The sequence below is a fragment of the Rhodanobacter sp. B2A1Ga4 genome (assembly GCF_018101315.1).
Taxonomy (GTDB): domain Bacteria; phylum Pseudomonadota; class Gammaproteobacteria; order Xanthomonadales; family Rhodanobacteraceae; genus Rhodanobacter; species Rhodanobacter thiooxydans_A.
Window position 1 is genome coordinate 1469069 of the sequence record NZ_JADBJR010000001.1, and the last position, 24430, is coordinate 1493498.

Annotated in this window: 22 protein-coding genes and 1 tRNA gene; 11 read left to right on the forward strand and 12 right to left on the reverse strand. The window is 67.0% G+C overall.

Annotation, left to right across the window (positions count from 1 at the left end):
* Nucleotides 1-5 precede the first annotated feature (5 nt).
* From ggt to rsmD, 5 genes are all read right to left on the reverse strand, one after another.
* The gene (gene ggt / locus IMW82_RS06985) at nt 6-1745 is read right to left on the reverse strand and encodes a gamma-glutamyltransferase (protein WP_211004098.1); all 1740 of its coding nucleotides are present in this window, start codon (nt 1743-1745) and stop codon (nt 6-8) included.
* Nucleotides 1742-2002 (reverse strand): YfhL family 4Fe-4S dicluster ferredoxin, encoded by a 261-nt coding sequence (locus IMW82_RS06990; RefSeq protein ID WP_108470758.1) that lies wholly within the window; start codon nt 2000-2002, stop codon nt 1742-1744. Before IMW82_RS06990 ends, ggt begins: the two co-directional genes overlap by 4 nt.
* 148 nt (nt 2003-2150) lie before the next feature.
* Nucleotides 2151-2654, reverse strand: coding sequence for a hypothetical protein (locus IMW82_RS06995; RefSeq protein WP_108470759.1), 504 nt, complete (start codon nt 2652-2654; stop codon nt 2151-2153).
* Nucleotides 2647-3198, reverse strand: a complete 552-nt coding sequence (coaD, locus tag IMW82_RS07000) for a pantetheine-phosphate adenylyltransferase (RefSeq protein WP_234411264.1) — start codon at nt 3196-3198, stop codon at nt 2647-2649. The genes IMW82_RS06995 and coaD overlap by 8 nt, the downstream gene beginning before the upstream one ends.
* 27 nt (nt 3199-3225) lie before the next feature.
* Entirely contained in the window at nt 3226-3807 is a 582-nt protein-coding gene (rsmD, locus tag IMW82_RS07005; protein WP_211004099.1) for a 16S rRNA (guanine(966)-N(2))-methyltransferase RsmD, read from the reverse strand.
* Nucleotides 3808-3896: 89 nt separating this feature from the next.
* Here rsmD and ftsY point away from each other — a divergent pair, with 89 nt between their 5' ends.
* From ftsY to IMW82_RS07030, 5 genes are all read left to right on the forward strand, one after another.
* Nucleotides 3897-5036 carry a signal recognition particle-docking protein FtsY gene (ftsY, locus tag IMW82_RS07010; RefSeq protein ID WP_108470762.1) on the forward strand — a complete coding sequence of 380 codons (1140 nt, stop codon included), beginning with the start codon at nt 3897-3899 and terminating at the stop codon, nt 5034-5036.
* Between the two features lie 23 nt (nt 5037-5059).
* Nucleotides 5060-6127, forward strand: a complete 1068-nt coding sequence (locus tag IMW82_RS07015; protein ID WP_211004100.1) for an AsmA family protein — start codon at nt 5060-5062, stop codon at nt 6125-6127.
* Nucleotides 6124-7185: an A/G-specific adenine glycosylase gene (mutY, locus tag IMW82_RS07020; protein ID WP_211004101.1), complete on the forward strand. Its 1062-nt coding sequence runs from the start codon at nt 6124-6126 to the stop codon at nt 7183-7185. Before IMW82_RS07015 ends, mutY begins: the two co-directional genes overlap by 4 nt.
* Nucleotides 7186-7235: 50 nt before the next feature.
* A complete protein-coding gene (locus IMW82_RS07025) occupies nt 7236-7514 on the forward strand; it encodes an oxidative damage protection protein (RefSeq protein ID WP_108470765.1) in 279 nt (92 codons plus the stop codon).
* Nucleotides 7515-7596: 82 nt separating this feature from the next.
* A tRNA-Phe gene (locus IMW82_RS07030) sits at nt 7597-7672 on the forward strand.
* 312 nt (nt 7673-7984) lie between these two features.
* Here the strand turns inward: IMW82_RS07030 and IMW82_RS07035 are convergent.
* Together IMW82_RS07035 and IMW82_RS07040 are read right to left on the reverse strand one after the other, a co-directional pair.
* Nucleotides 7985-8707 (reverse strand): zeta toxin family protein, encoded by a 723-nt coding sequence (locus IMW82_RS07035; RefSeq protein ID WP_199909802.1) that lies wholly within the window; start codon nt 8705-8707, stop codon nt 7985-7987.
* Nucleotides 8708-8792: 85 nt separating this feature from the next.
* A complete protein-coding gene (locus tag IMW82_RS07040; protein ID WP_108470766.1) occupies nt 8793-9167 on the reverse strand; it encodes a terminase in 375 nt (124 codons plus the stop codon).
* Between the two features lie 348 nt (nt 9168-9515).
* Here IMW82_RS07040 and IMW82_RS07045 point away from each other — a divergent pair, with 348 nt between their 5' ends.
* On the forward strand, nt 9516-9794 hold the full coding sequence (locus IMW82_RS07045) for a hypothetical protein (RefSeq protein ID WP_108470767.1): 279 nt from the start codon (nt 9516-9518) through the stop codon (nt 9792-9794).
* 25 nt (nt 9795-9819) lie between these two features.
* Nucleotides 9820-10722, forward strand: coding sequence for a LysM domain-containing protein (locus tag IMW82_RS07050; protein ID WP_159082160.1), 903 nt, complete (start codon nt 9820-9822; stop codon nt 10720-10722).
* A gap of 8 nt (nt 10723-10730) precedes the next feature.
* On the opposite strand, the gene IMW82_RS07055 is transcribed toward IMW82_RS07050, so the two are convergent.
* Both IMW82_RS07055 and IMW82_RS07060 read right to left on the reverse strand, forming a co-directional pair.
* Nucleotides 10731-12422, reverse strand: coding sequence for a protein kinase (locus IMW82_RS07055; protein WP_211200096.1), 1692 nt, complete (start codon nt 12420-12422; stop codon nt 10731-10733).
* A gap of 11 nt (nt 12423-12433) precedes the next feature.
* Nucleotides 12434-12973, reverse strand: a complete 540-nt coding sequence (locus IMW82_RS07060) for an FHA domain-containing protein (RefSeq protein WP_234411265.1) — start codon at nt 12971-12973, stop codon at nt 12434-12436.
* A gap of 188 nt (nt 12974-13161) precedes the next feature.
* Between IMW82_RS07060 and IMW82_RS07065 the strand changes: the two genes are divergently transcribed.
* Nucleotides 13162-13596, forward strand: a complete 435-nt coding sequence (locus IMW82_RS07065) for a PepSY domain-containing protein (protein WP_108470770.1) — start codon at nt 13162-13164, stop codon at nt 13594-13596.
* A gap of 43 nt (nt 13597-13639) precedes the next feature.
* Here the strand turns inward: IMW82_RS07065 and IMW82_RS07070 are convergent, their stop codons facing one another.
* Entirely contained in the window at nt 13640-14953 is a 1314-nt protein-coding gene (locus IMW82_RS07070) for a glycosyltransferase family 9 protein (protein ID WP_234411266.1), read from the reverse strand.
* Between the two features lie 83 nt (nt 14954-15036).
* On the opposite strand from IMW82_RS07070, the gene IMW82_RS07075 reads away from it, so the two are divergent.
* Nucleotides 15037-16689 carry a M28 family metallopeptidase gene (locus tag IMW82_RS07075; RefSeq protein WP_108470772.1) on the forward strand — a complete coding sequence of 551 codons (1653 nt, stop codon included), beginning with the start codon at nt 15037-15039 and terminating at the stop codon, nt 16687-16689.
* A 155-nt stretch (nt 16690-16844) separates the two neighbouring features.
* On the opposite strand, the gene IMW82_RS07080 is transcribed toward IMW82_RS07075, so the two are convergent.
* Nucleotides 16845-17852, reverse strand: a complete 1008-nt coding sequence (locus tag IMW82_RS07080) for an alpha/beta hydrolase-fold protein (protein ID WP_199909803.1) — start codon at nt 17850-17852, stop codon at nt 16845-16847.
* Nucleotides 17831-19453: an alpha-glucosidase family protein gene (locus IMW82_RS07085; RefSeq protein WP_211004102.1), complete on the reverse strand. Its 1623-nt coding sequence runs from the start codon at nt 19451-19453 to the stop codon at nt 17831-17833. Before IMW82_RS07085 ends, IMW82_RS07080 begins: the two co-directional genes overlap by 22 nt.
* Nucleotides 19454-19884: 431 nt before the next feature.
* On the opposite strand from IMW82_RS07085, the gene IMW82_RS07090 reads away from it, so the two are divergent.
* Complete coding sequence (locus IMW82_RS07090) at nt 19885-22782, forward strand: TonB-dependent receptor (protein WP_108470774.1); 2898 nt, start codon at nt 19885-19887, stop codon at nt 22780-22782.
* Nucleotides 22783-22896: 114 nt separating this feature from the next.
* Nucleotides 22897-24426: a tryptophan halogenase family protein gene (locus IMW82_RS07095; RefSeq protein ID WP_211004103.1), complete on the forward strand. Its 1530-nt coding sequence runs from the start codon at nt 22897-22899 to the stop codon at nt 24424-24426.
* Nucleotides 24427-24430: the final 4 nt, after the last annotated feature.

Genomic DNA, 24430 nt, shown 5'->3' on the forward strand with positions numbered 1-24430 from the left:
TGACCCTACTGCACCTTGCCCAGCCCCGACGGCCGGCGCGGGTCGCTGGCGGCGTCGAGCTTGTTGGTCTTGCGATCCCAGGTCACCACGTTCATGAAGCCCCACGACTCGCGCGGCTTCAGCGTGTAGCCCATCCTGGTCAGCGCGTCGCTGGTGGCGGGGTCGAACGTGCCCTCTTCCACGTTCACCACGTCCGGCAGGTACTGGTGGTGGAAGCGCTTGTGCGCGGCGATCTGCTGTGCGCTCTCGCCGTCGATGAAATGCAGGATGCCTTCCAGCACCTGGGTGATGATGGTCGAACCGCCGGGCGAGCCGATCACCGCGGTGCGGTCGGCGCCGATCACGATGCTGGGCGACATCGACGACAGCATGCGCTTGCCGCCCTTGGGCGCATTCGCCACGCTGCCGAGCAGGCCGTACACGTTCGGCTTGTTCGGCACCAGCGCGAAATCGTCCATCTCGTCGTTCAACAGCACGCCGGTGCCCGCGGCGACGAAGCTCGAACCCATCGTGTAGTTCACCGTCGAGGTGACCGCGGCCATGTTGCCGTCGGCGTCGATGATCGAGAAATGCGTGGTGTGCATGCCCGGCTCGGGTGCCTCGGCACGCGGCAGCATCGACGACGGCGTGGCCTTGTCGGGCAGGATGCCCTGGCGCAGGCCATCGGCGTAGAACGGCGACAGCAGCATGTCCAGCGGCATCTTCACGAAATCCGGATCGCCCAGGTAGTCGTTGTGGTCGCGGAACGCGCGGCGCATCGCCTCGACGATGTAGTGCACGCGCGTGGCGGCATCCATCTTCGTCAGGTCATAGCCGGACAGGATGTTGAGGATCTCGGCGATCGCCACGCCGCCGGACGACGGCGGCGGCGCGGTGACGATCTTGTAGCCGCGGTAGTCCACCGTGATTGGCGTGCGCTCTTTCGCCTGGTAGCCAGCCAGGTCGGCCAGCGTCCAGTTGCCGCCGGCGGCCTGCACGGCAGCCACCAGCTTCTGCGCGGTCTCGCCATGGTAGAAGCCCTCGTCGCCGTGGCTGGCGAGCAGCTCCAGCGTGCGCGCCTGGCCCGGGTCCTTCCAGATCACGCCCTCGGCCGGCGGCTTGCCACCCGGCAGGTATTTCGCGGCCGAAGCCGGCCAGCGCTGCAGGTCTTTCTGCATGCCGGCGATGGCACCACGCAGGCGCGCATCAGGCTCGAAACCTTCGCGTGCGATGCGGATCGCCGGTGCCAGCGATTGCGCCAGGGGCAAGCGTCCGTAACGCCTGGCCATCAACACCAGTCCGGCCGGCTCGCCCGGGATGCCGGCCGACAGCGGCCCCTTCAGGGCGGTATCGCGGTTCGGGCTGCCGTCGGGGTTGAGATAATCCTTCGGGTTCACTGCCGCCGGCGCGGTCTCGCGCGCGTCGATGAACACGTTGTGGCCGTCCTTCGCCCGGTGCAGCACGGCCATGAAGCCGCCGCCGATACCGGAGCTCTCCGGCTCCACCACCGACAGCGTGGCCGCCACTGCGATCGCCGCGTCGAACGCGTTGCCGCCTTTGGCCAGCACTTCAAGGCCGGCTTCGGTAGCGTGGAAGTTCGCGCTGGCGACGGCCGCATGGCCGGGACGCTGCTGTGCGGTGCGGACCGCCGCGGCCGGGGCCGTCTTCGGCGCGCCGTCGGCGGCGAGCGCGATGCCGCCGACCAGCAGCAGGCTCAGCGAAAAAACACCCGGCAACAGCCGGTGCCAGTTCATGGGAAACCTCATGCCGCGGACTCCTTCGCCATCAGCTGGCGGTACTTGAATTCAAGCTGCTCGCGCGATTCGACGTGATCGGGGTCGCTGATGATGCATTCGACCGGGCACACCACCACGCACTGCGGTTCGTCATGATGGCCGACGCACTCGGTGCACAACGCGGGGTCGATCACGTAAAACTCCTCGCCCAGCGAAATCGCCTTGTTCGGGCAGGCCGGTTCGCAGACGTCGCAATTGACGCAGGTGTCGAGGATTTTCAGGGACATGGCGGTCGATACTACATGCCGGGGGGCGACGCCTGGGGAAGCGTGCGGTGCGCTGGCAACCTTGCAGCGACCAGTCGTTCGGCGCCCTCCCGTTGCGCGAGGGCGCCGCTGCGGGTCCGCGCCGGTGCTGCCGGCGCGGCGACCGCGCTTACATCGCGACGAAACGCACCGTGGCGCCGGTCGGCTTCAGCACGTCGTCGACGCGCTGCTGGTCGGCCTGGGCACCGATGAACAGGACGATCACGTCCTTGAACGAACCGGGCTTGGCATCCTTGAATGCCGCGGCGATCAGGTCGGCGGTCTTGGCCGAGTCCGGGCCGGCAAACACCAGCATGTTGCCCGGCAGCACGCCGCGCGCCACGGTGTCCTGCACGTTCGACAGCTGGCGAGCGCGACCGGCCACCGCTTCCTCGGAATCGCCACCCGGCACCAGGTACGGGTACGGACGGTCGGCCTTCATGCCCTGCATGTTGTTCTGCACGATCTGGCCGAGGTAGGCGTTCCACGCCTTGGCATCGTTCGGATCGGTCGGCTTGGTCAGCTGCTGGCTGGCTTGCTGGCCATCCTGCTCGGCGGCTTCGTGCTTGCCGCAGGCACTCAGGGCCAGACTGGCGGTCAGCGCGACGGCAGCAATGAGAGCGAACTTACGCATGGTTATCACCTTCTGTTTCGGGTTGCTTGTTGAAGCCGGAACGGCTCTTCTGCCAGCGCTGCCGCATGGCCTGTTGCACCGCCGGATGCACGAAACCGGAGATATCGCCGCCGAGACGGCCGATCTCGCGCACCAGCGACGAGGAGATGAAACTGTATTGTTCCGCCGGCGTCAGGAACAGCGTCTCCGCCTGCGGAATCAGATGCCGGTTCATGCTGGCCAGCTGGAATTCGTATTCGAAGTCCGACACCGCGCGCAGCCCGCGGATGATCACGCCGGCGCCGATCTGCTCGACAAAGGTGGCCAGCAGGCAGTCGAAGCCGCGCACCTCCACGTTCGGCAGGTCGGCCAGCGCCAGCCGCGCCAGCGTGATCCGCTCGCCGATGCTGAAGCCTGGCCCCTTGCTGGAACTGTCGGCCACCGCCACCACCACCTTGTCGAACAGCGGCGCGGCGCGCGCCACCAGGTCGGTATGGCCGTTGGTGATCGGGTCGAAGGTGCCCGGATAGACGGCCAGGCGCGAATTGCCCAAAGTTTTGCTCACGAGACGGAAGCGGCAGTGATTGTGGCCCTAGCTTAACGGAAGCGCGCGCCGATAGAGCGCAAAACGCACCTCGCCGGCCTGCCCTTCGCGGTGCAGCTGCCAGTTCGGCGGCAGCGCCGGCGCGAGGCCGCGTGGCGATTCCACGTAGATCCACCCTCGCGCGGCCAGCCAGCCGCCCTGCTCCAGCTGCCGCGCCAGCGCCGGCCACAGCTCCAGTGCGAACGGCGGGTCGAGGAAGACCAGGTCGTACGGGTGCGCCGCGCCCTGCAGGAACAGCCCCGCGTCGAGCACCGCCAGCTGGCCGGCTTCGGTCTTCAAACGCGCCAGGTTCGCGCGCAGCGCCTGCGCCGCGCGCGCGTCGCGCTCGACGAACTGCACGCTGGCCGCACCGCGCGACAGCGCCTCGATGCCGAGCGCGCCGGTGCCGGCGCACAGGTCCAGGCAGCGCGCACCGTCGATCACCGGCGCCAGCCAGTTGAACAGGGTCTCGCGCACCCGCTCAGGGGTAGGCCGCAGACCCGACAGATCCGGCACGTCGAGCCGCGAATTGCGCAGGCTGCCGCCGATGATGCGGATCCGCCCCGCTGCGGCCTTGCGCCCGCCGTTCATGCCGCCGGACCCTCGGCAATCAGACCCTCAGCGGCCCGTACAGGTTGGAGTGTTAGCATGCCGCCCATTGTCTTTGAATCACGGCCGCAATGCTCAAGTTCTGGAAGAAGAAACCTGCCGGCAAGGACGCGCAGCAAGCCACCGCCAAGGCACCTGCCGACGCCAGCGTGCCGGAAAGCGGCGACGGAACCCTGCACGAGGCGCTGGCGGAAATTCCCGCGCCCGCCGAAACCCGGCCCGACACTGAGCGCTTCGTGGCGCCCGCCGCCGAAGCCGCCACCGAAACACCGGCATCGACCCGGCGCAGCTGGCGCGAGCGGTTGTCCGGCAATGTATTCGCGCGCAGCCTCGGCTCGCTGTTCGTGCGCCATCCCCGGCTCGACGACGACCTGCTCGACGAACTGGAAACCACCCTGATCACCGCCGACGTCGGCATCGAGGCCAGCACCGAGCTGGTCGAGAACCTGCGCAAGCGCATGCACAAGCGCGAGTTCGCCGACGCCCCGGCGCTGCTGGCCGCACTGCGCCAGGCGCTGGTGGCCCTGCTCAAGCCGGTTGAGCAGCCGCTGGACATGCGCGGCCGGCAGCCGTTCGTGGTGCTGGTGGTCGGCATCAACGGCGCCGGCAAGACCACCACCATCGGCAAGCTGGCCCGCCGCTGGCGCGACGAGAAGCGCGCGGTGATGCTGGCTGCCGGCGACACCTTCCGCGCCGCCGCGGTCGAGCAGCTGAAGACCTGGGGCGAACGCAACGCCGTGCCGGTGATCTCGCAAGGGCAGGACGCCGACGCCGCCAGCGTGATCTTCGACGCACTGCAGGCAGCACGCTCGCGCGGTGCTGACGTGCTGATCGCCGACACCGCCGGCCGCTTGCACACCCAGGGCGGACTGATGGACGAACTGGGCAAGATCGCCCGCGTGCTGAAGAAGCTCGACGCCGACGCGCCGCACGAGGTGCTGATGGTGATCGACGGCACCACCGGCCAGAACGCGGTCAACCAGGTACGCCAGTTCCGCCAGATCGTGGGCGTGACCGGCCTGGTCGTGACCAAGCTCGACGGCACCGCCAAGGGCGGCGTGGTGTTCGCGCTGGCGCGCGAGTTCGGCCTGCCGATCCGCTTCGTGGGGCTGGGCGAAACCGCCACCGACCTGCGCGTGTTCGAGGCCGAGGCGTTCGTCGACGGCCTGCTGCCGGCCAGCCTCGGTGGCGAGGCGCCCGACCATGACTGAACCACGACGGCGAGGTTGAACGCATGTCGCGCCGACTGCGGCTGACCCTGCTGGCACTTGGCAGCTTCGTGCTGACGGTGGTGCTTGCCGCGGTGATCGCCGTCTACCTGCTGCTGCAGCCGGAGCGCTTCACCCGCATGCTGCAGACCCAGGCACGCAGCGCCGGGCTCGAACTGAACCTGGCCAGCCCGGCCAGCCCGACCCTGTTCCCGCGGCCGGCGCTGGACCTGGACGGCATCACGCTCAACGCCGCAGGCGCCAGCGCGCCGATCCTGCTGGCCGCGCACGGCCAGCTGGCGTTGCCGTGGCATACCGTGCTCGGCGGTCCCACGGTGATTTCGCAACTGCAGATCGAATCGCCGCGGGTCGACCTCGACGCGCTGCAGGAGTGGCTCGCCGCCCTGCCCGCGCAGCCCGCGGGCGCGCCGCCGAACATCCCGCGCATCGACACCGGTGTCAGCATCAGCCACGGCAGCGTGGTGCGTGGCAACCAGGTGCTGCTCGGCAACGTCTCGCTCGAAGCCGGCAGCCTGATTTCCGGCCAGCCGTTCCCGCTGCGCCTGTCCGCCGTCACCGCCACCGGCACGCCGCTGCAACTGCGGCTGTCCGCCACGCCGCGCATCGAAGGCAATGCACTGCAGTTGAACAACATCACCCTGCACCTGTCGCAGGGCAGCGCGATGACGCTCGCGCTCACCGGCAATGCGCGCTGGCACGGCGCCGCCGACGCCGCCGCCAGCCTTGCCGGCAAGCTCGACCAGGCCAGTGCCGGCCAGTACGACATCTCGCTGCTGCTGACCCCTGCCGACCAGAACAACCCGCTGCTGCTCGCGCTGAAACTCGACGGCCCCGCCAACCACGCCGACCTGCGCCTGCCGCCGCTGGCGCTGGCGCACTGGTGGAACCAGCTGGGCAATCCGCAAGGGCCGCAATTGAGCGTGCCGCCGGGCAGCGGCCACGCGGAAATCGCGAAGCTCGACGCCGCTGGCATCAGCATCGAAGGCCTCACCATCAGCACCGGCGATGCCGTGCCCGCGCCGGCCGGGACGGCAGCCGCGCCAGCGAAACCCGCCGGCAAGAAACAGCCATGAGCGCAGCCCTGGCGACCCGCCTGCTGCGCTGGTTCGACCAGCACGGCCGCAAGGACCTGCCCTGGCAGCGCACGCTCAACGACGGCCGGCGCGACGCCTACCGCGTATGGCTGTCCGAGGTGATGCTGCAGCAGACCCAGGTCGCCACCGTGGTCGGCTATTTCGAGCGCTTCGTCCGTGCGCTGCCCACCCTGCGCGCGCTCGCCGCCGCCGACGAGGACACCGTGCTGGCGCTGTGGTCCGGCCTCGGCTACTACCGTCGCGCGCGCTTCCTGCATCGCGCCGCGCAGCTCTGCGTGGAACGGCACGGCGGCGAACTGCCGCGCGACTTCGCGGCATTGAGCGCACTGCCCGGCATCGGCCGTTCTACCGCCGGCGCGATCCTGGCGCAGGCGCACGGCCTGCGCTTTCCCATCCTCGACGGCAACGTCAAGCGCGTGCTGACCCGCTACCACGGCATCCACGGCCACCCCGGCGAAAGCGCGGTAGAAAAACAGCTGTGGCAACACGCCGAGACGCACACGCCGAAAACTCGCGTCGCCGACTACACCCAGGCGATCATGGATCTCGGCGCGACGCTGTGCACGCGCTCGCGCCCACGCTGCGGGGACTGCCCGCTGGCCACCGGCTGCATCGCCCATCGCGACGACCTCACCGCGCAGCTGCCCAGCCGCAAGCCAACCAGATCCATTCCCACCCGCGCCACCGTGATGCTGATCCTGCGCGACCATGATCGACGCGTGCTGCTGGAACGGCGCGGTCCGCAAGGCGTGTGGTCCGGCCTGTGGAGCCTGCCCGAAGCGGGCGACCCGGGCAGCGCCTGGCGCCTCGCGCAGCAGCACGCGCAGATCGACGACGCGCAGGCGCTTGCCCCGTTCACCCACGTGTTCAGCCATTACCGGCTCGACATCGAGCCGCTGCTGTTCGACCGCGCGACAGCACGCGGCGGCATCGCCGATAATCCGCATCTGCGCTGGTGCAGCGCCGGCGAACTCGGCGCACTCGGCCTGCCCGCACCGGTGCGCAGCCTCCTGCTGCAGATCAACGACAGCACCTGAGCAGAACGGCAAGCTGCCTCCATTATTGTGGTCCCATCAGGATTCGAACCATGAGCCGTACCGTCCACTGCGCCAAGCTCGGCATCGACGCCGAAGGCCTCGACTTCGCCCCCTGGCCCGGCCCACTGGGCCAGCGCATCTACGCCGAGGTTTCCAGAGCTGCCTGGCAGCAATGGCTGGCCCACCAGACCACACTGATCAACGAATACCGGCTCAACCCGCTCGACCCGAAAGCACGCAAGTACCTCGGCGAACAGATGGAGAAATTCCTGTTCGGCGGCGACGTCGACCAGGCCGCCGGATTCACTCCGCCCGACCTGGAGTCTTGACGAAAAGCCGTGCATTCGGTCTAATGCGCGGCTCCACGCATCATCGGCAAGCTTCGCGGCAGCCCCTGATCGCCAGGTTCCCGGCCGGGTAGCTCAGTTGGTAGAGCAGGGGATTGAAAATCCCCGTGTCGGCGGTTCGATTCCGTCCCCGGCCACCATGAAAACAAAGACTTAGCCCGCTCTCACTCAGCGGGCTTTTTCTTGTGTAAGCCCTATGTAAGGCTGTAGCACAGGCAACAAAAAACCCCGCTCTTAGACGGGGCTTTCATCCACACAATCGCATCACACCGCGTCAGCCGGCGTGAACAAGCCGCCGCTGAGTGCTACGCACGGTATCGATCAACTTTCTCTGTTCCTGCGTCGATTTCTCGATCACTTCCTTGTAAACACGCTTCTTGTCCGCCGAGGAAGCGTTCCGAATGAAATCGGATAAGGGGGTCGACGCAAGCTTCTTATTTCCGAAGAACATGCTAGCTCCCATTGAGTATCCCTAGCGCATCGCTTAGGGACCGAACATCATAGGTCTCTTTAACGTAACCGTCAATAGCTTGAATGTTGCCTTCGTAGACTCGATTGCCACCGTCAAGGTTCTTGATGATGAGATCGACCTTTATCTTACTTCCAAGTTCCTCTTTCAACCTGTTTACCACATCTCGGGCCGCGAAGTATTGACCGATGAACACGCCTACAGGAATGCTACGTCCGTCTAACGCCTCTCGATCCTTTACGAACCGCCAAGCTTGGCAAGGTTCCTGAAAAACATACAAAATCTGAACCACCCTGCCCTTCGTCAGAGCCCGGCTTACGTTTCTGAACGCCACTTCGTAGTTCGACAACGTTCCGTCAAGGATGAAGCTTTGCCTATTTCCAAACGCTTCGTCTAGAACCTTCTCGACAATCTTGCCGACAGCTCTCTGGAAGAGGTTTGAGTTTTTGCCGGTGTACCCGGGTATGAGCTTGCGGTAGTCATCCGGATCGATCCTTAAAACGGGCCCGCCCAGTTTTTCGATGAGAGCTTGCGAAGCCTCAGTTTTCCCTGCACCGGGCGAGCCGGCCATAAAGACCGCTACGGGATCCCTCTCTGCGGGATAGATCGCAAGGTCCGTCAACTGCCTAGCAATCCGTCGACGATTTTGGCTCACGAAATCAAGAGCGGCATCCTCAACAGCTTGGTCTTCAGGCGTCAGATTCATTTCCCCCTCCCGCCTCAGTGTAGCGTAGCTGCCAAGCGTGCAGCGGCGGGCGGCACGACGGCGTGCAGGCGCCCGCCAATCCCCGTCACTCGGCGAAGGGATTGGCCTTTTCCACCGGCTTCGCCACGACACGCGACGCGTCGGCCGGGGACATGCCCAGCGACGAAAGCATGGCCGTCAAGCGCGACAGCTTGGCGGGGTGCATGTTCGCCGGGTCGGCCCTGAACTGGACGAACAGGGAGGAGGCCACTTCTACCCAAACGCGATCCCGGTCGGCGAGCACGCCGTCGGGGCACTGCGCGACGATCATGGCCCACGCCTTCGCGAAGGTGATCAGCCCTTGTTTCGGTGCCTTGCCGATCGGACCGTGTGGCACGGGATCGACGCGGCGACGGTTCGGATTCTTGGCAAACGCCCCGCTCAGTTCCAGGACGTTCGTTGCTTTGCGCTGGCGCGGCATGGATGCCTCCGAAAAATTTCAATTGGGGACGCGTGAAAAAAGGTGCCCGAACGGTCCCGGTGCGCGTTCATTTCAACTCTCGACCGTCCCTACCCACCGCTGGAAATTCTGAAATTCTGGTGCGGGCGCTGGGCAGCGGATCGGGCGTGCTGTTGGTGTTGCTCGTGCGTGCCGCGCGTGCTGCTGGCGCCGGTGTAGGTCGATGCTCGGCGACCCTCTTCACTTCACCTCACCCCCACACACGCAACGGGCCGCACACATCGCTGCATGCGGCCCGTCGTGCATCACTCACCGTCGCATGCGGGCCACGTGCGAGAATCGGCCACCCATCGATGTCTCGCCAATGCCATGACCTCCCCGAAATACGATTTCCGCCAGTTCCAGGAAGAGCTCGCCAGGCTCGAACGCAAGGTCGAGCAACAGCAGCCGGCCAAGCCGCTCGGCAAGAAGGCTGCGGCGGCGCAGCGGCTGGCGATGGCGCGGGAGGAGTTCCTGGCGCTGCGCAAGCGGCACGAACTGAGCGTGGCGGATGTGGTGGCGTTCTTCCCGGAGGAGGAAGGCATTGCCTACCTGCAGCAGCTGATTGCGGCGGCGCAGGCGAAACCCCGACGGACGCGGAAGGCGTAGACGAATGCTGACCAGGGACCGAGACATGATGAGCATGCCGACCGACACCCGCGCCCTGCCGCCAGATGCTGCCAACCGGCAGTGGCGGACACGGGTGCTGCTGATGGCGCTGGCCCTGACCACGCTGGGGGCAGGCGGCTGCACCCCGCTGCGCGACAGGCATTCCTCGGTGGTGGTCACTCCATCGTCGCCATCACCGGCAAGTGCCTCCAGGGAGCCCACGCTGGCCGCGATCGGCAGTCGGCTCCAGTCCGGTCACTACGCCGAAGGCGAAAAGGCCCTGCGACAGTATCTGGAGCGGCACCCGGGCGACCGCGCCGCGCCGGCCATGCTGCGCCAGCTCACCGCCGATCCGCAGCAGGTGCTGGGCGAGCGCTGGCGCGCGCATGTCGTGCAGCCGGGCGATTCCTACAGCACCCTGGCCGAGCGTTATCTCGGCGACCCGAACCAGTTCCTGATCCTGGCCCGCTACAACGGCTCGACCAACCCGTCGCGGCTGCGCGTCGGCGAGACGCTGCACATGCCGCTGTCTGCTGCCAGCGATTCCGCAGCCGCGGCGCCGGCTGCCACGACGATGCCGACAGCGATCGTGCGTGGCGCCGAATCGCCGGCGACGACGGCGCGGCGGTTGCAGGACGAGAGCGTGTCCCTGCTCGGCCAGGGGCACAAGGACCAGGCACTGGCCCGTCTCGACCAGGCACTGACCATCGATCCGCAGCTGAAGCCAGCCGGAGCCGGCGCAGCCGCGCTGCGGAAGCAGCTGCTCGACTCGTATCACGAGCGCGCGATCGTGCTGTACCGCGACCAGCAGCTGGACCAGGCCATCGCGTTGTGGGACCGGATCCTGGCGATCGCGCCGGACTATGAGCCGGCGATCGTCTACCGCACCCGCGCCCGCGAGCTCCAGCAGCGGCTCAAGCAGTACTGAGCCACGACTCAGGACTCGGCGGCGCCGTCATCCCCGGCCGTCGCCATGATCCGCGTCGGCCGCGAGACGTCCTCGCCGGCGGCGGCCGGCGTGGGCGCCCCGGACCGGTGCTGCCGGGCCTGCAACGCGCCGTTCATCAGGTTGAACGCGGCGAACAGGCGACCTAGCTCGTCGCGACGGGCCAGCCGGATGCGATGGCGAAAGTCGCCACGCGCCACCCGCAGCATCGCATCGCCCAGCAGGTTCAGCGTGTTGAGCGGCCGGCGGAACAGCCAGAAAGCCGCGCCGACGACCGCCACCAGGGTCAGCACCAGCACGCTGACGATCACCCACAGCGTGGTCCGCTGCGCCGCGCGCAGGGCCGCGTTGCTGATGCCCAGGCGCAGCTCGCCCACCGTCTTGGCCTGGTACTGGATCGGCACGTCGAACAGCAGCATGCCGCCCTGCTCGCGGTCGCCCGCGGTGCGGCTGAGATAGCTCTGGATGTCATCCGGGCGCGGCAGGTACTCCGTGCCATCCGGGGCGGACAGCCTGTGGCCGACCTCCTGCGCCTGCGTACTGGCGATGATGCCGCCATCGTGGTCGGCGATCGCCAGGTAGCGGATCTGCCGGTTGCGCGAGACGTCGGTGACCAGCGCGCGGGTGGCGGCCTGGTCGCCGAGCAGCAGGTTCTCGGCCGATTCGCTGGCGATCATGCGCCCCATCGAGCTGCCGAAATCCAGCGCCACGCCGGTTACTGCGCTGCCCTGCTTGGCATAGATCGCGGCCAGCCCCAGCACCAGCACCAGGCTCAGGATCGCACCCAGGCTGCCGGCCCAGCGCAGGCGCAATGAAATGATGCGGGTCGCCAGCGGGTTTTCGCGTTCGCGCTCGTACTCGCGCGCGGCCAGGCGCAGGTCGTCGATGACCTCCGCGCCGCGCTGGTAGCGCGACTCCGCCGCCGGCGCCAGCAAGGTGCGCACGATGTTGACCAGGATCGACGGCGTGGCCGGGTCGCGCGGGCGGATTGACGGGCGCGGCGAGCGCAGGCGCTTTTTGATCAGCTGCTGTACGTTGCCGATGTCCGGCCACGGCAGCTTGCCGGTGACCAGCCAGTACAGCACCACGCCCAGCGAGAACAGGTCGCTGCGCGCGTCGGTGCGCTCGCCACGCAGGCGCTCCAGCGCCATGTAGGCCGGCGTGCCGCCGATTTCCGCGGACGCCCCGCCGGCCTCGCGCGGCGAGCCGCGCCGTTCGGCAATGCCGAAGTCGCTGATCTTGGCGTAGCTCCAGCCGTCGGCCAGCATGATGTTCTCGGGCTTGACGTCGTGGTGCAGCACGCCTCGCGCATGCGCATAGTCGAGCGCCGCGGCAAGCTGCCCGACCAGCTCGATGATCACCGGCAGCGGCGGAAAGCCCTCGCGGGCGACCGCGCTGGCCAGCGTCTCGCCCGAGAGCCGCTCCATTGCGATGTACGAACGGCCGTCGTCGGTCTCGCCGACGTCGAAGATGGTGACGATGTGCGGGTGGGTCAGGTGGCCGGCCGCGCGCGCCTCGACCTGGAACCGGCGCCGGTAGGTGGGGTCGGTGGCAATCTCCCGGTGCAGGCACTTGATCGCCACCTTGCGTTCGATGCCCGGGTCGAAACCGGCATAGACGACGGCCATCGCGCCTTCGCCGAGGACGCCCTCGATGCGGTAGCGGCCGACCTGCTGCGGCATGGGACTCTCGCTCACGGCGACCCGAGCAACCACCACGCCAGCGCACCCAGCACGCCCAGCGCGGCAAGCAGCAGGACGATGCCGATCCAGCGCCGGGATGCGGGCTCCGGCAGGTCGCGTTCGCGGGTCAGGAACACGAATTCCGCCTGCCCCAGCCGGATGTGGTCGCCGTGGCGCAAGGCCACTTCGTGGATGCGCTGGTCGTTCACGAAGGTGCCATTGGTGGACAGCGTATTCACGATGACGCAGCGACCTTGCTGGTTGGTGATCCAGGCGTGATTGCCGGACACGCTCAGGTCGTCGATGACGATCTCGTTGTCGGCCCGGCGGCCGATCGCCTGCCGGCCCGGGCGAAGGATGAAGCGTTGTCCTTCGATGCCGGGGCTGCTGCCTTCCAGCACCGGTTCGCGCGCGCTGATCCGGCCATTCATCGCGCCCTCGGCGTCGCTGATGTACTGCCGCAACGCCTCGGTGGAAAAAAACCGGGTGCCCTGCGGTCCTGAAGATCGTTCGCCGGAACGGCTCAACGGTGCCTGACCACGATCGCTCATCGAAACCCCATGTTTCCGGACCAGTTGGCACTATAGCCGGACACGAGGGCGCTGCCATCGCATCCGGAAAGGATTGACGCGTACGTCACATGCCTGAACGCCAGCCACCGCTGGCACCCCATGTTCACCGCAGGTTGGATGGGGCGATTCAAGACTCGGGTTTCCCACAGGCAACGAGGTACTTCCCCATGACCAACAAGCTCGCTCCACTGACCCTTGCCCTGGCGCTGGGAACGCTGGCGCTGGGAGTCTCCACCACCGCCGCGGCGCAGCAGGCCATGACCGAACCGCTGGTACAGGGCCGGCTCACCGCACAGGGCTACACCAAGGTGCACGACCTGAAGTTCAAGGACGGCATGTGGTACGCCGAGGCAAGGAGCGCGAACGGCCATCGGGTGGAACTGCGCATCGACGCGAAGACCGGCCAGGTGTATCCGGACGAGCAGGTGTCCCAGCTGAGCAGGCAGGATGTGCATGCGGCGCTGGAAACCCAGGGCTACACGCACGTGCACGACGTGGACTTCGAGGACGGCATGTGGAAGGCCAGGGCCAGGAACCCCGCCGGCAACAGCGTCAGGCTGAAGATCGATGCCAGCAGCGGCAAGGTGATCGGCACGTACTGAGGCGCAGGCGGCCCGGCCGGCGGCAGCGGAAGGTCTGGAAAGCTCAGGAATGCCCCGCGGTTACGGGCAGTGCCGGCGATACGGACGACCCGGTCAGGTCGAGCCAGTCCGAAGCAATCTTCGCGACAGCGGCGCTGCTCATGTCGTGGGTATCGACAGCCTTGTTGGCGTGGCCATAGGGCGCATATTTTGTGGAGCTGGTGACCGAGAACAGGCCCAGTGTCGGCGTGCCGCTGGCGACGGCCAGGTGCATCACGCCGCAGTCCGCGCTGATGAATCCGTCCAGGTTGGCGATCATCGAGGCCAGTCGCCGCAAATCACGCGTGTAATAGGAGGCGAATTCCCCGCCAAGTTGTGTCTGTCCGTGCTCCGCCACCACATCGACGATCAGCACATCCGGTTGCAGTGTCAGCAGCGCATCGACAAATTGCTTCCACCAGCCCTCGCCGTAGCGCTTGGCACCGGTGGCGTTGGCAAAAATGCCGACGACACGGCGTCGTGCCGGCGGCTGTTGCGATGCACCGAGAATGGCAGCCAAAGCCTGGCCTGCCTGCTGCTTTTCGCCATCGGACAGCCGCAGGTTGAGCGAGAAACACTCCCGATCCACTCTCCCGGCATAGGCCGTGCGCAGCAGAAAAACACTTCGATGCGCCAGATGCTCCGGCGAGGTCAGGTCGTGCCATGCCGACGTCCTGTTCGCCCCGGCGTCCGGGAAGCCGATTTTGAAACGCGCCCTGACCATGGCCAGCAGCAGCCGACCGGATTGCGAACCGTTGCAGGCATCGATGGCCAGATCGTAGGAATGCAGCCGCAGCTGCCGAAGCAGGGTCACCGTCAGCCACGGATGCCGCGCCATCTTGCGTGGCAGGCTGAATATGCGGCGAACCTGGAAGCGATTCGTGAACAAGTCCCTGGCTGCGTCGCCGCCACTGACGAGATCGATTTCAGCACCCGGATAAAGCGCCTCGACTTCCGCAAGCAACGGACTGATCAGCACGGTGTTGCCAAGCCGGTGATTGGGCCGGCATATCAAGACGCGATGCACGCCTCGCGTCGGCAACTGGCCCGGCTCGCAAAGCTGCCTGCCGGTGAGCGCAAACAGCCGGCCAAAGAACAGCGCGATGGCCCGGTGCCGCAACACATCCCGGCGTCGCGCCACGATATGGGTGTGTGGCTGCCCGGCTTGCGGCAGTTCTGCAACGTCAGTCATCGGGAACCGGGCAAGATCAGGAAGGTTACCGTACGGTACGACGCGCCACCTTTCGAAACCCTTTTCGAATTCAACGACATCACTTCGGCCGCCGGCCTGGCGCAACGACTGAAAGGGCGTTGAAAAACATCCGGTCGATGCGGCCACGGGTGGCCCGCCACCCACGGATGGATCAATGCGTCCGACCTCACTACTATCGGCGGACCCATCCCCGCAACTGGTGACTGCCCGTGAAGCGATTGCTCCTGTGCGCCCTGATCATGTCTGCCTGCGCCGCGGCGCAGGCCTCCGATACACCGACCTTCAGCACCGAACGACTGTCCGCCGAAGTGAAGACGCTGGCCTCGGACGCGTTCGAGGGCCGTGGCCCGGCCACGCCGGCCGAGGCGAAGACCATCGACTACGTGGTGGCGCAGATGAAGGCCGCGGGCCTGCAGCCCGGCGGCGACCTCAAGGACGGCAAGCGCAGCTGGACCCAGGCGGTGCCGCTGCTGCGCAGCGAGATCGTCGGTGTGCCGAAGCTCTCGCTCACCCTCGGCGACAGCCACGAAGCATTGACCCAGGGCGAGCAGATCGCGGTGCGCGCGCCGATGGACGGCTCCACCTCGGTGGCGATCGCCAACGCGCCGCTGGTGTTCGTCGGCTACGGCGTCGAGGCGCCGGAGCGGCACTGGGACGACTTCAAGGGCGTCGACCTGCACGGCAAGATCGCGGTGGTGCTGATCAACGACCCGGATTTCGAGACCGGCGTGGGCGACTTCGGCGGCAAGGCGATGACCTACTACGGCCGCTGGACCTACAAGTACGAGGAAGCCGCGCGCAAGGGCGCGCTGGGCGTGCTGATCGTGCACGAGACCGCACCGGCCTCGTACGGCTGGGCCACGGTGAAGAATTCCAACACCAACACGATGTTCGACATCGTGCGCGACCAGCCGTCCGCCGCGCATCCGCAGCTGGAAGCGTGGATCCAGCGCGAGCTGGCGGTGGCGATGTTCAAGCACGCCGGGCTGGACTTCGACGCGCTGAAGAAACAGGCGCAGACGCGCGCGTTCAAGCCGGTGACGCTGAAGGGCGAGAGCCTGTCGGCCAGCTTCAAGGTCAACAAGAGCGTGATCACCTCGCACAACATCGTCGGCCGCATCGAGGGCAGCAAGCACCCGGAGCAAACGGTGATCTACAGCGCGCACTGGGACCACCTCGGCGTCGGTGCGCCCGACGCCAGGGGTGATCGCATCTACAACGGCGCCGTCGACAACGCCACCGGCACCGCCGCGCTGATCGAACTCGGCCGCGCCTTCGCGCAGGGGCCGCGCCCGGAGCGCTCGATGGTGTTCCTCAACGTCACCGCCGAGGAGAAGGGCCTGCTCGGCTCCGAGTACTACGCCGCCAACCCGCTGTACCCGCTGGCCACCACCGTGGGCGTGATCAACATGGACGCGCTCGACCCGCACGGCCCGGCGCGCAACTTCACCATCTCCGGCAGCGCGAAGCTCGGCCTGCTGGACGACCTGATCGCCGACGCGAAGCAGTACGGCATGAGCTACACCGCGGACCCGAAACCGGAAGCCGGCTACTTCTTCCGCTCCGATCATTTCTCGTTCGCCAAGCGCGGTGTGCCGGCGGTGTCGTTCGGCTCCGGCAATGACTGGGTCGACGGTGGCATCAAGGCCGGCAAGGCGGCGGAAGACGACTACACCGCCAGGCGCTACCACCAGCCCGGCGACGAGTGGCAGGCCAGCTGGCCGTTCACCGGCATGGCGCGCGACCTGCAGTTGCTCTACACCGTCGGCCACGACCTGGCGAACTCCAACCAGTGGCCGGACTGGAGCAAGGACTCCGAGTTCCGCGGCATCCGCGACGCCAGCGCCGCCGACCGCAAGTAAGCCACACTGTCGATGTGCTCCCTCCCCTGCTTGCAGGGGAGGGTTGGGGTGGGGTCGGCTCTTGATCTTCTTCGCTACCCTGAGCAACCCCCTCCTGACCTCCCCCCTGCGACCGAAGGAAGTCCCTTCTGGGGCAAGCAGGGGAGGAATCATTGTCAGTGCCGGCCGTAGGCCCAGCGCAGGAACAGCGGCAGCATCCGCTGCCATGACGCCTGGTTGTGCACGCCACCCTGCAACAGGAACAGCGAGGCATCCGCCCTGCGCGACGGATGTCCCGCGTAATCCAGGTTGATCGAATAACCGAGCTGCCTCAGGCCACGGGCACGGAAGCCGTCGGCGCCGCGATAGCCCTGCAGCAAATCCTGCACGTCGTCGACGGCATCGTTGACACCGTCGCCATCGCGATCATCGGTTTCCTCCGCCGTACCCACCGCGAACCACATGCGCAAACCGGCGCGCTTGTGGCCGTGATCGACCATCGCCTGCGCCAGCCGCGTGTGCTGCACCGCGGTGGCGCTAGTGCGATCCGCGGCCAGCCAGAACGAGGGCGAGAATGCGCCGACCTGGCCGAACACCTCGGGGTACTGCCAGCCCAGGTTGAACGCGTTCAACGCACCGAGCGACCAGCCCAGTATCGTGCGCCCGCGCGCGGACCGGCGCGTGCGGTAGTGCGCGTCCACGTACGGCACCAGCGCGGTGGCGACCCAGGCGGAATAGTCCTGCGCACGGGTGCCGATCGGGCCGATCCGCGAACCGCCGACCAGGCTGCGTGCCGTGGCGCGATCGGACAGGCCGTAGCCGCTGGCGCGGTCGTCGAGCATGCGGATCGCCACCACGATCACCGGCTCGATCGCCTTGTCCCGATACAGTTGCGCCAGCGTCGCTTGCAGGCCCACCGCTGCCATGTCCTGGCCATCATTCGCGTACAGCACCGGATAGCGGCGGCCGGATGCCTGCGCGTAGCCCGGCGGCAGATAGACGGCCAGCTTGATCCGCTGCGGCGCGAACGCCGATGCATCGAGCTGCAGTTGCACCGGTTCGTTGGCGGCGACGGCCTCCGAAGCGAAGGCGGGCGCGCCACCGGCAAGCAGCAGCACGCCGGGCAGCAGCCACGACAGGAGCGTGCGGCGACTCATCGTCGTCACGCCACGCCAGCGAACCATGCGCCGTAGCCAGGCAATCGCAAGCGGCCGCCGTCGAAACGGCCGCTCGTCAGGCCGTGGCCATCCAGCGGTTGCGACGTGCCGAGCGCTGCCGGCAGGTCGACCTCGACGGCGGAGCCAGCCAGGTTGAACACCACCAGCACGGTCTGCCCGTCCAGGTGGCGGGTGAACGCCAGCACCGGCTCGGCGGTGTCGATGAACGCGATGTCGCCCCAGCGCAGCGCGGGTTGCGACTGGCGCCAGTGCATGAAGCGGCGGAAGCCGTTCAGCACCGAATGCGGGTCGGCTTCCTGCCGGCTCACCGCCAGCGCGTGATGCTCCGCCGGCACCGGCAGCCACGGCAGGCCGCCGCTGAAGCCGGCCTGCGCATCGGCGTCGTTCCACGGCATCGGCGTACGGCAACCGTCGCGGCCCTTGAACTGCGGCCAGAACGCGATGCCGTAGGGATCCTGCAGCGCCTCGTACGGCAACACGGCCTCGGTCAGGCCCAGTTCCTCGCCCTGGTAGACGCAGACCGAGCCGCGCAGCGAACAGACCATCGCGGTGAGCAGGTTGGCCAGCGGCGCCGACGGGTGGCCGCGGCCCCAGCGCGTCAGCACGCGCTCGACGTCGTGGTTGGAGATCGCCCAGCACGGCCAGCCGTCGGTCATCTGCGCTTCCAGCGCCTGCACCGTGCCGCGGATGTGTGCCGCGCTGAAATCGTCGGTGAGCAGCTCGAAGCTGTAGCCCATGTGCAGGCGGCCGGGGCGGGTGTATTCGGCCATCGTCGCCAGCGAATCCTCCGAGGAGATCTCGCCCAGCGTGGCCGCGCCCGGGTAGCGATCCATCAGTGCGCGCAGCTCGCCGAGGAAGGCCAGGTTCTCCGGCCGGGTGTTGTTGTAATAGTGGTACTGGAACGCGTAGGGGTTGTCCGGGCTGAAGCCGCGGCCCGTGCGCTTTTCCTTCGGCTTGGGCGGGTTGTCGCGCAGCTCGCGGTCGTGGAAGCAGAAGTTGATCGCGTCCAGGCGGAAGCCGTCCACGCCCTTGTCCAGCCAGAAGCGCACGCTGTCGAGGATCGCCGCGCGCACATCCGGGTGGTAGAAGTTCAGGTCCGGCTGCGAGGTCAGGAAGTTGTGCAGGTAGTACTGGCCGCGGCGCGGCTCCCACTGCCAGGCGCTGCCGCCGAACAGCGACAGCCAGTTGTTCGGCGCGCTGCCGTCGTCCTTCGCGTCGGCCCACACGTACCAGTCGGCCTTCGGATTGTCGCGGCTCTCGCGGCTTTCGCGGAACCACGCGTGCTCGGCCGAGGTATGGCTGAGCACCTGGTCGATCATCACCTTCAGGCCCAGCTTGTGCGCCTTCGCCAGCAGCGCGTCGAAATCGGCGAGCGTACCGAACAGCGGGTCGACGTCGCGGTAGTCGGCGATGTCATAGCCGAAGTCGGCCATCGGCGACTTGAAGAACGGCGCAATCCAGATCGCGTCCACGCCGAGGCTGGCCACGTAGTCGAGCCGCTCGATGATGCCCGGCAGGTCGCCCACGCCATCGCCATCGGTGTCCAGGAAACTGCGCGGATAGATCTGGTAGGTGACGGCGCCGCGCCACCAGGGTGCATCGGTCATTTGAACGGTTCCCCACGACATGATGCGGGCGCGTTCCATCGCCCGTCGTTGAATGCGGGCCAGCTTAGCCGTAGCCCCGCCACCACCAGCACGGGTGTGCATACGTATTCATTCGTGCTGCAGCTGCGGCATGCCGCGCCTGCGGGGTGCCTCGTCCGCGTGCATACGTCCCGAGTGGATGTCAAGCCGCACCGGGGCTCGCGCTGGCATGGCCCGTTTCCTACACGCCTCATGTTGCAGTGCCATAAACGTTCGATGGCACCCGGCATGAATACGTATGCAGGAAATGCTTCGCTGCGGAAACGCCGGCCTACCATGCGATCACGCCGCCGAAAACCTCGGCAGCGCACCTGCCGACGGTCGTCGCCGACGAAAGCGCGGGGAACCCAATTATCGAATTCGACGGCGACACACCTTTGTGGGAGGGGAACATGGTTCTGAAACATAACGTGCTGGCAATGGCGATCGCCTCGGTTTGCCTTGGCATGTGCGCCACGGCCTATGCCGGGACTGCACCGTCAGCCAGCCAGCAGCAGAGCACGCAAGATCAGGCCCAGCCGTCAACGACCGACAAGGCGGACAAGAACGCCAAGGACGCCGACGGCAAGCGCAAGGCGCAGAAGCTGCAGGCCGTGGAAGTGAACGGCTTCGTCAGCAGCATCGAGAACTCCACCGCACTCAAGCGCAACTCCAGCACCATCGTCGAGGCGGTGTCGGCCGAACAGGTCGGCAAGCTGCCCGGCGTGTCCATCGCCGACACCCTCGGCCGCCTGCCCGGCCTGGCCGTGCAGACCGTCAGCGGTCGTCCGCAGGTGCTGACCATCCACGGCCTGGGCCCGGACTTCTCCACCGCGCTGGTCAACGGCGGCCAGCAGGTCTCGACGTCCAACAACCGTGACGTGCAGTTCGACCAGTACCCGTCGAGCTGGTTCGACAACGTGGTGGTGCACCTGACCCCGGAGGCCTCGCTGATCGGCCAGGGCCTGGCCGGCACCGTCGACATGCACACCATCCGCCCGCTGGAAAAGAACGGTCCGGAAGCCGCGCTGAATGCCCACTACATCTGGAACGACGCGTCCCAGCTGTCCAGCGGCCCCGGCGTCAGCGACAAGGGCTACAACCTCAACGGCGTGTGGGTGAACCAGTTCGCCGACCACACCCTGGGCGTCACCCTGGGCTTGGACATGGAATCCAACCCCTCGCAGATCCAGCACCAGGCGCCGTGGGGCTACCCGAGCGACAACAACGGCAACGCGGTGATCGGCGGTGCGAAGAACTACGGCATCTCCGACACCATGAAGCGCCGCGGCGTGCTGGCCACCGTGCAGTGGCAGCCGACCGAGTGGTACACCGGCACCGTCGACATGACCTACGACAACTTCAAGGAAGTGCAGCAGGCCAAGGGCATGGAGTTCCCGCTGTGGTGGAGCTCCGCGCAGCTGCAGCCGGGTAGCACGGTGCAGAACGGCATGGACGTCGCCGGCACCTACGGCAACGTCAAGCCGGTGATCCGCAACGACTACAACAGCACCAGCGCCCGGGTCTACAACTTCAACTGGGACAACAAGTTCACCATCAACGAGAACTGGACGGCCGACCTCGACGCGAACTACTCGCGCGCCACACGCCGCGACATCAACCTCGAGAGCTACTCCGGCACCGGCTTCGCCTCCAACGGCGCCACCGACACGCTCGGCTTCGTCGAGCGCAACGACGGGCTGCTCTACGTCAACCCGTCGCTGGACTACACCAACGGCGTGGTGCTGACCGACCCGCAGGGCTGGGGCGGCGGCAACGACGTGGTGCAGGCCGGCTTCATCAACGCGCCGCACACCGTGGACTACCTCGCCAACCTGCGCCTGAGCGTGGAACGCAGCTTCTCCAGCGGTCCGTTCTCCAGCATGGAGTTCGGCGTGGCGCACAGCACCCGCGACAAGACCTACCACATCGACCAGAGCTTCCTGACCCTGGGCGGTGGCACCATCAGCGGTGGCAGCGCAGTCACCACGGCACCGTTCAGCGGCACGTCGTGCTCCCCGCTGGCGTGGATGGGCGTGAGCCAGCAGCTCTGCTACAACCCGTTCGACCTGATCAACAACGGTACCCTGCAGCAGGTGCCGACCTTCGGCTCGTCGCTGTCGATGCCGCCGAACTGGAAGGTGCGCGAGAAGACGTTCACCCCGTTCGTGCAGTTCAACCTCGACACCTACCTCGGCGGCGTCAGCCTGCGCGGCAACTTCGGCGTGCAGGCACAGCACACCTCGCAGCGCGCCATCGGTGAACGCGTGGCGCCGGGCAGCGCGATCACCGGCAACGCGATCACGTTGCTGCCGGTGGTGGGCAGTACCAGCTACAACAAGTACCTGCCAAGCGCCAACCTGATCTTCGGCTTCACCGACAATGACGACCTGCGCGTCAGCGCCGCCCGCACCCTGGCCCGTCCGCGCATGGACCAGATGAACGCCAGCCTCGGGGTGAGCGGCAACATCACGCATCTGTCGTCGACCGACCCCAACCAGGCCTACTTCAGCGCGTCCGGCGGCAACGCCAAGCTCAAGCCGACCATGGCCGACAACTACAACGTCAGCTACGAGCACTACTTCTCCGGCGGCAACGGCTACCAGTGCAACTCCAACGACGCGAAAAACTCCGACCTGTGCCGCAGCGGCGGTGGCTACTTCGCGCTGTCGGGCTACTACCTGAAGCTGAGCGACTACATCAACCCGAACGCCGCCTACCTGTATGACTTCAGCTCGTTCCTGCCGTTCGGCCTGACGCCGGCGCAGCAGGCCCAGCTGGGCACCACCCAGGGTACCGTCTCCGGCCCGACCAACGACGGCCATGGCTACGTGAAGGGCGCCCAGGTAACCCTCAACCTGCCGTTCAACGTGGTCACGCCGGTACTCGACGGCTTCGGCACGATCCTCACCGGCAACCGCACCAAGAGCTCGCTGGTGTTCGCCGGCAATCCCGATCCGATCACCGTGCCGGGCCTGTCGAAGTGGGTCGCCAACGCCACGCTGTACTACCAGCACAGCGGCTTCGAGGCGCGCATCAGCGACAGCTACCGTTCCAGCTTCCTGGGCGAGGTGTCGGGCATCAGTGCCTCCCGCATCGAGCAGACCATCCAGGGTGGCAGCAGCTACGACGCCCAGATCAGCTACGGCTTCGACAGCGGCAGCCTGAAGGGCCTGACCTTCATCGTGCAGGGCTCCAACCTGTCCAACAAGAAGTTCATCACGTTCCAGAACAACGACCCCCGCCAGGTACTGACGTGGGAGCGTTACGGCCGTCGCTACGATATCGGCGTGTCGTACAAGTTCCAGTAAGTCGTATTGACGTACCTCCCCATGAAGCCCCGCTGCGTACTTTTCAGCGGGGCTTTTTTTTCATGACCCGCGCCGCTGCAACGACGGCGGCGCGGCAACCAGGACGGCATCCCGATGGACCATGACACGCACGACTCGCGCATTCGCCAGTTGGTGATCGTGGGCGGCGGCACCGCCGGCTGGATGGCGGCGGCGCTGCTCGCCAAGGCGCTCGGCACGGGTGTTGCCATCCGCCTGGTCGAATCAGCCGAGATCGGCACCGTCGGCGTGGGCGAGGCCACCATTCCGCAGATCCGCCACATCAACCGCTTCCTCGGCATCGACGAGGACGAGCTGCTGCGCTTCGCGCACGGCACCTACAAACTGGGCGTACAGCTCAACGGCTTCGGCCGCCTCGGCGATTCCTACCTGCACGCTTTCGGCGACCTCGGCCTGCCGCTGGGGCTGACTCCGTTCCATCACTACTGGCTGCGTGCCGTGCAGGAACGCGGCCATGCGGACGCACAGGGGCTGTGGGCGTACTCGCTCAACGCCGCGGCGGCCGCCGAGAACCGTTTCGCGCCGCTGGAAAAAGTCCCGGACAGCCCGCTCGGCGGCATCCGCTACGCCTACCACTTCGACGCCTCGCGCTACGCCCAGTACCTGCGCGAACACATCGCGCCCGGCGCGGTGCAGCGCATCGAGGGCAAGGTGGTGGACGTGCGCCTGCGCGAGGGCGACGGTTTCATCGAATCGCTGCAGCTGGACAACGGCGAGATCGTCGAAGGCGACTTCTTCATCGACTGCTCCGGCTTCCGCGGCCTGCTGATCGAGGGCACGCTGAAAACCGGCTACGAAAACTGGCAGCAGTGGCTGCCCTGCGACCGCGCGCTGGCCGTGGCCAGCGCGTCGGGCGGCCCGATGCGCCCGTACACCCAGGCCAGCGCGCGCACCGCCGGCTGGCAGTGGCGCATCCCGCTGCGCCACCGCGTGGGCAACGGCCACGTGTACTGCAGCCGCTTCATCAGCGATGACGAGGCCGCCGCGCAACTCGTGGCGAACCTGGAGACCGAGGCGCTGGGCGAGCCGCGCCCGCTGCGTTTCGTCACCGGCATGCGCAAGCTGGCGTGGAACCGCAACTGCCTTGCGCTGGGCCTGGCCGCCGGCTTCATGGAGCCGCTGGAGTCGACCAGCATCCACCTGGTGCAGTCCGGCGTCAGCCGCCTGCTGGCGATGTTCCCCGACCGCCACTGCGACCCGCAACTGGTGGACGAGTACAACCGGCAGACCCGTTTCGAGTACGAGCACGTACGCGACTTGCTGATCCTGCATTACAAGGCCACCGAACGCACCGACACGCCGTTCTGGCAGCAGTGCGGCGCGATGGAGATCCCGCCGTCACTGCAACGCCGCATCGAACTGTTCCGCCGCACCGGCATGATCTTCCGCGAGGCCGACGAACTGTTCACCGAGACCGGCTGGCTGCAGGTGCTGCTGGGCCAGCGCATCGAACCGCAGCGCCACCACCCGCTGGCCGACGCGCTGACCGAAGGACAACTGGACGGTTTCCTCGCCGACATCCGCACCCTGGTCGGCCGCGCAAAGAACACGCTGCCGCCGCATCACGAATTCGTGGCACGCGCGGCCGGCAGCCTCGCCGCATGAGCGC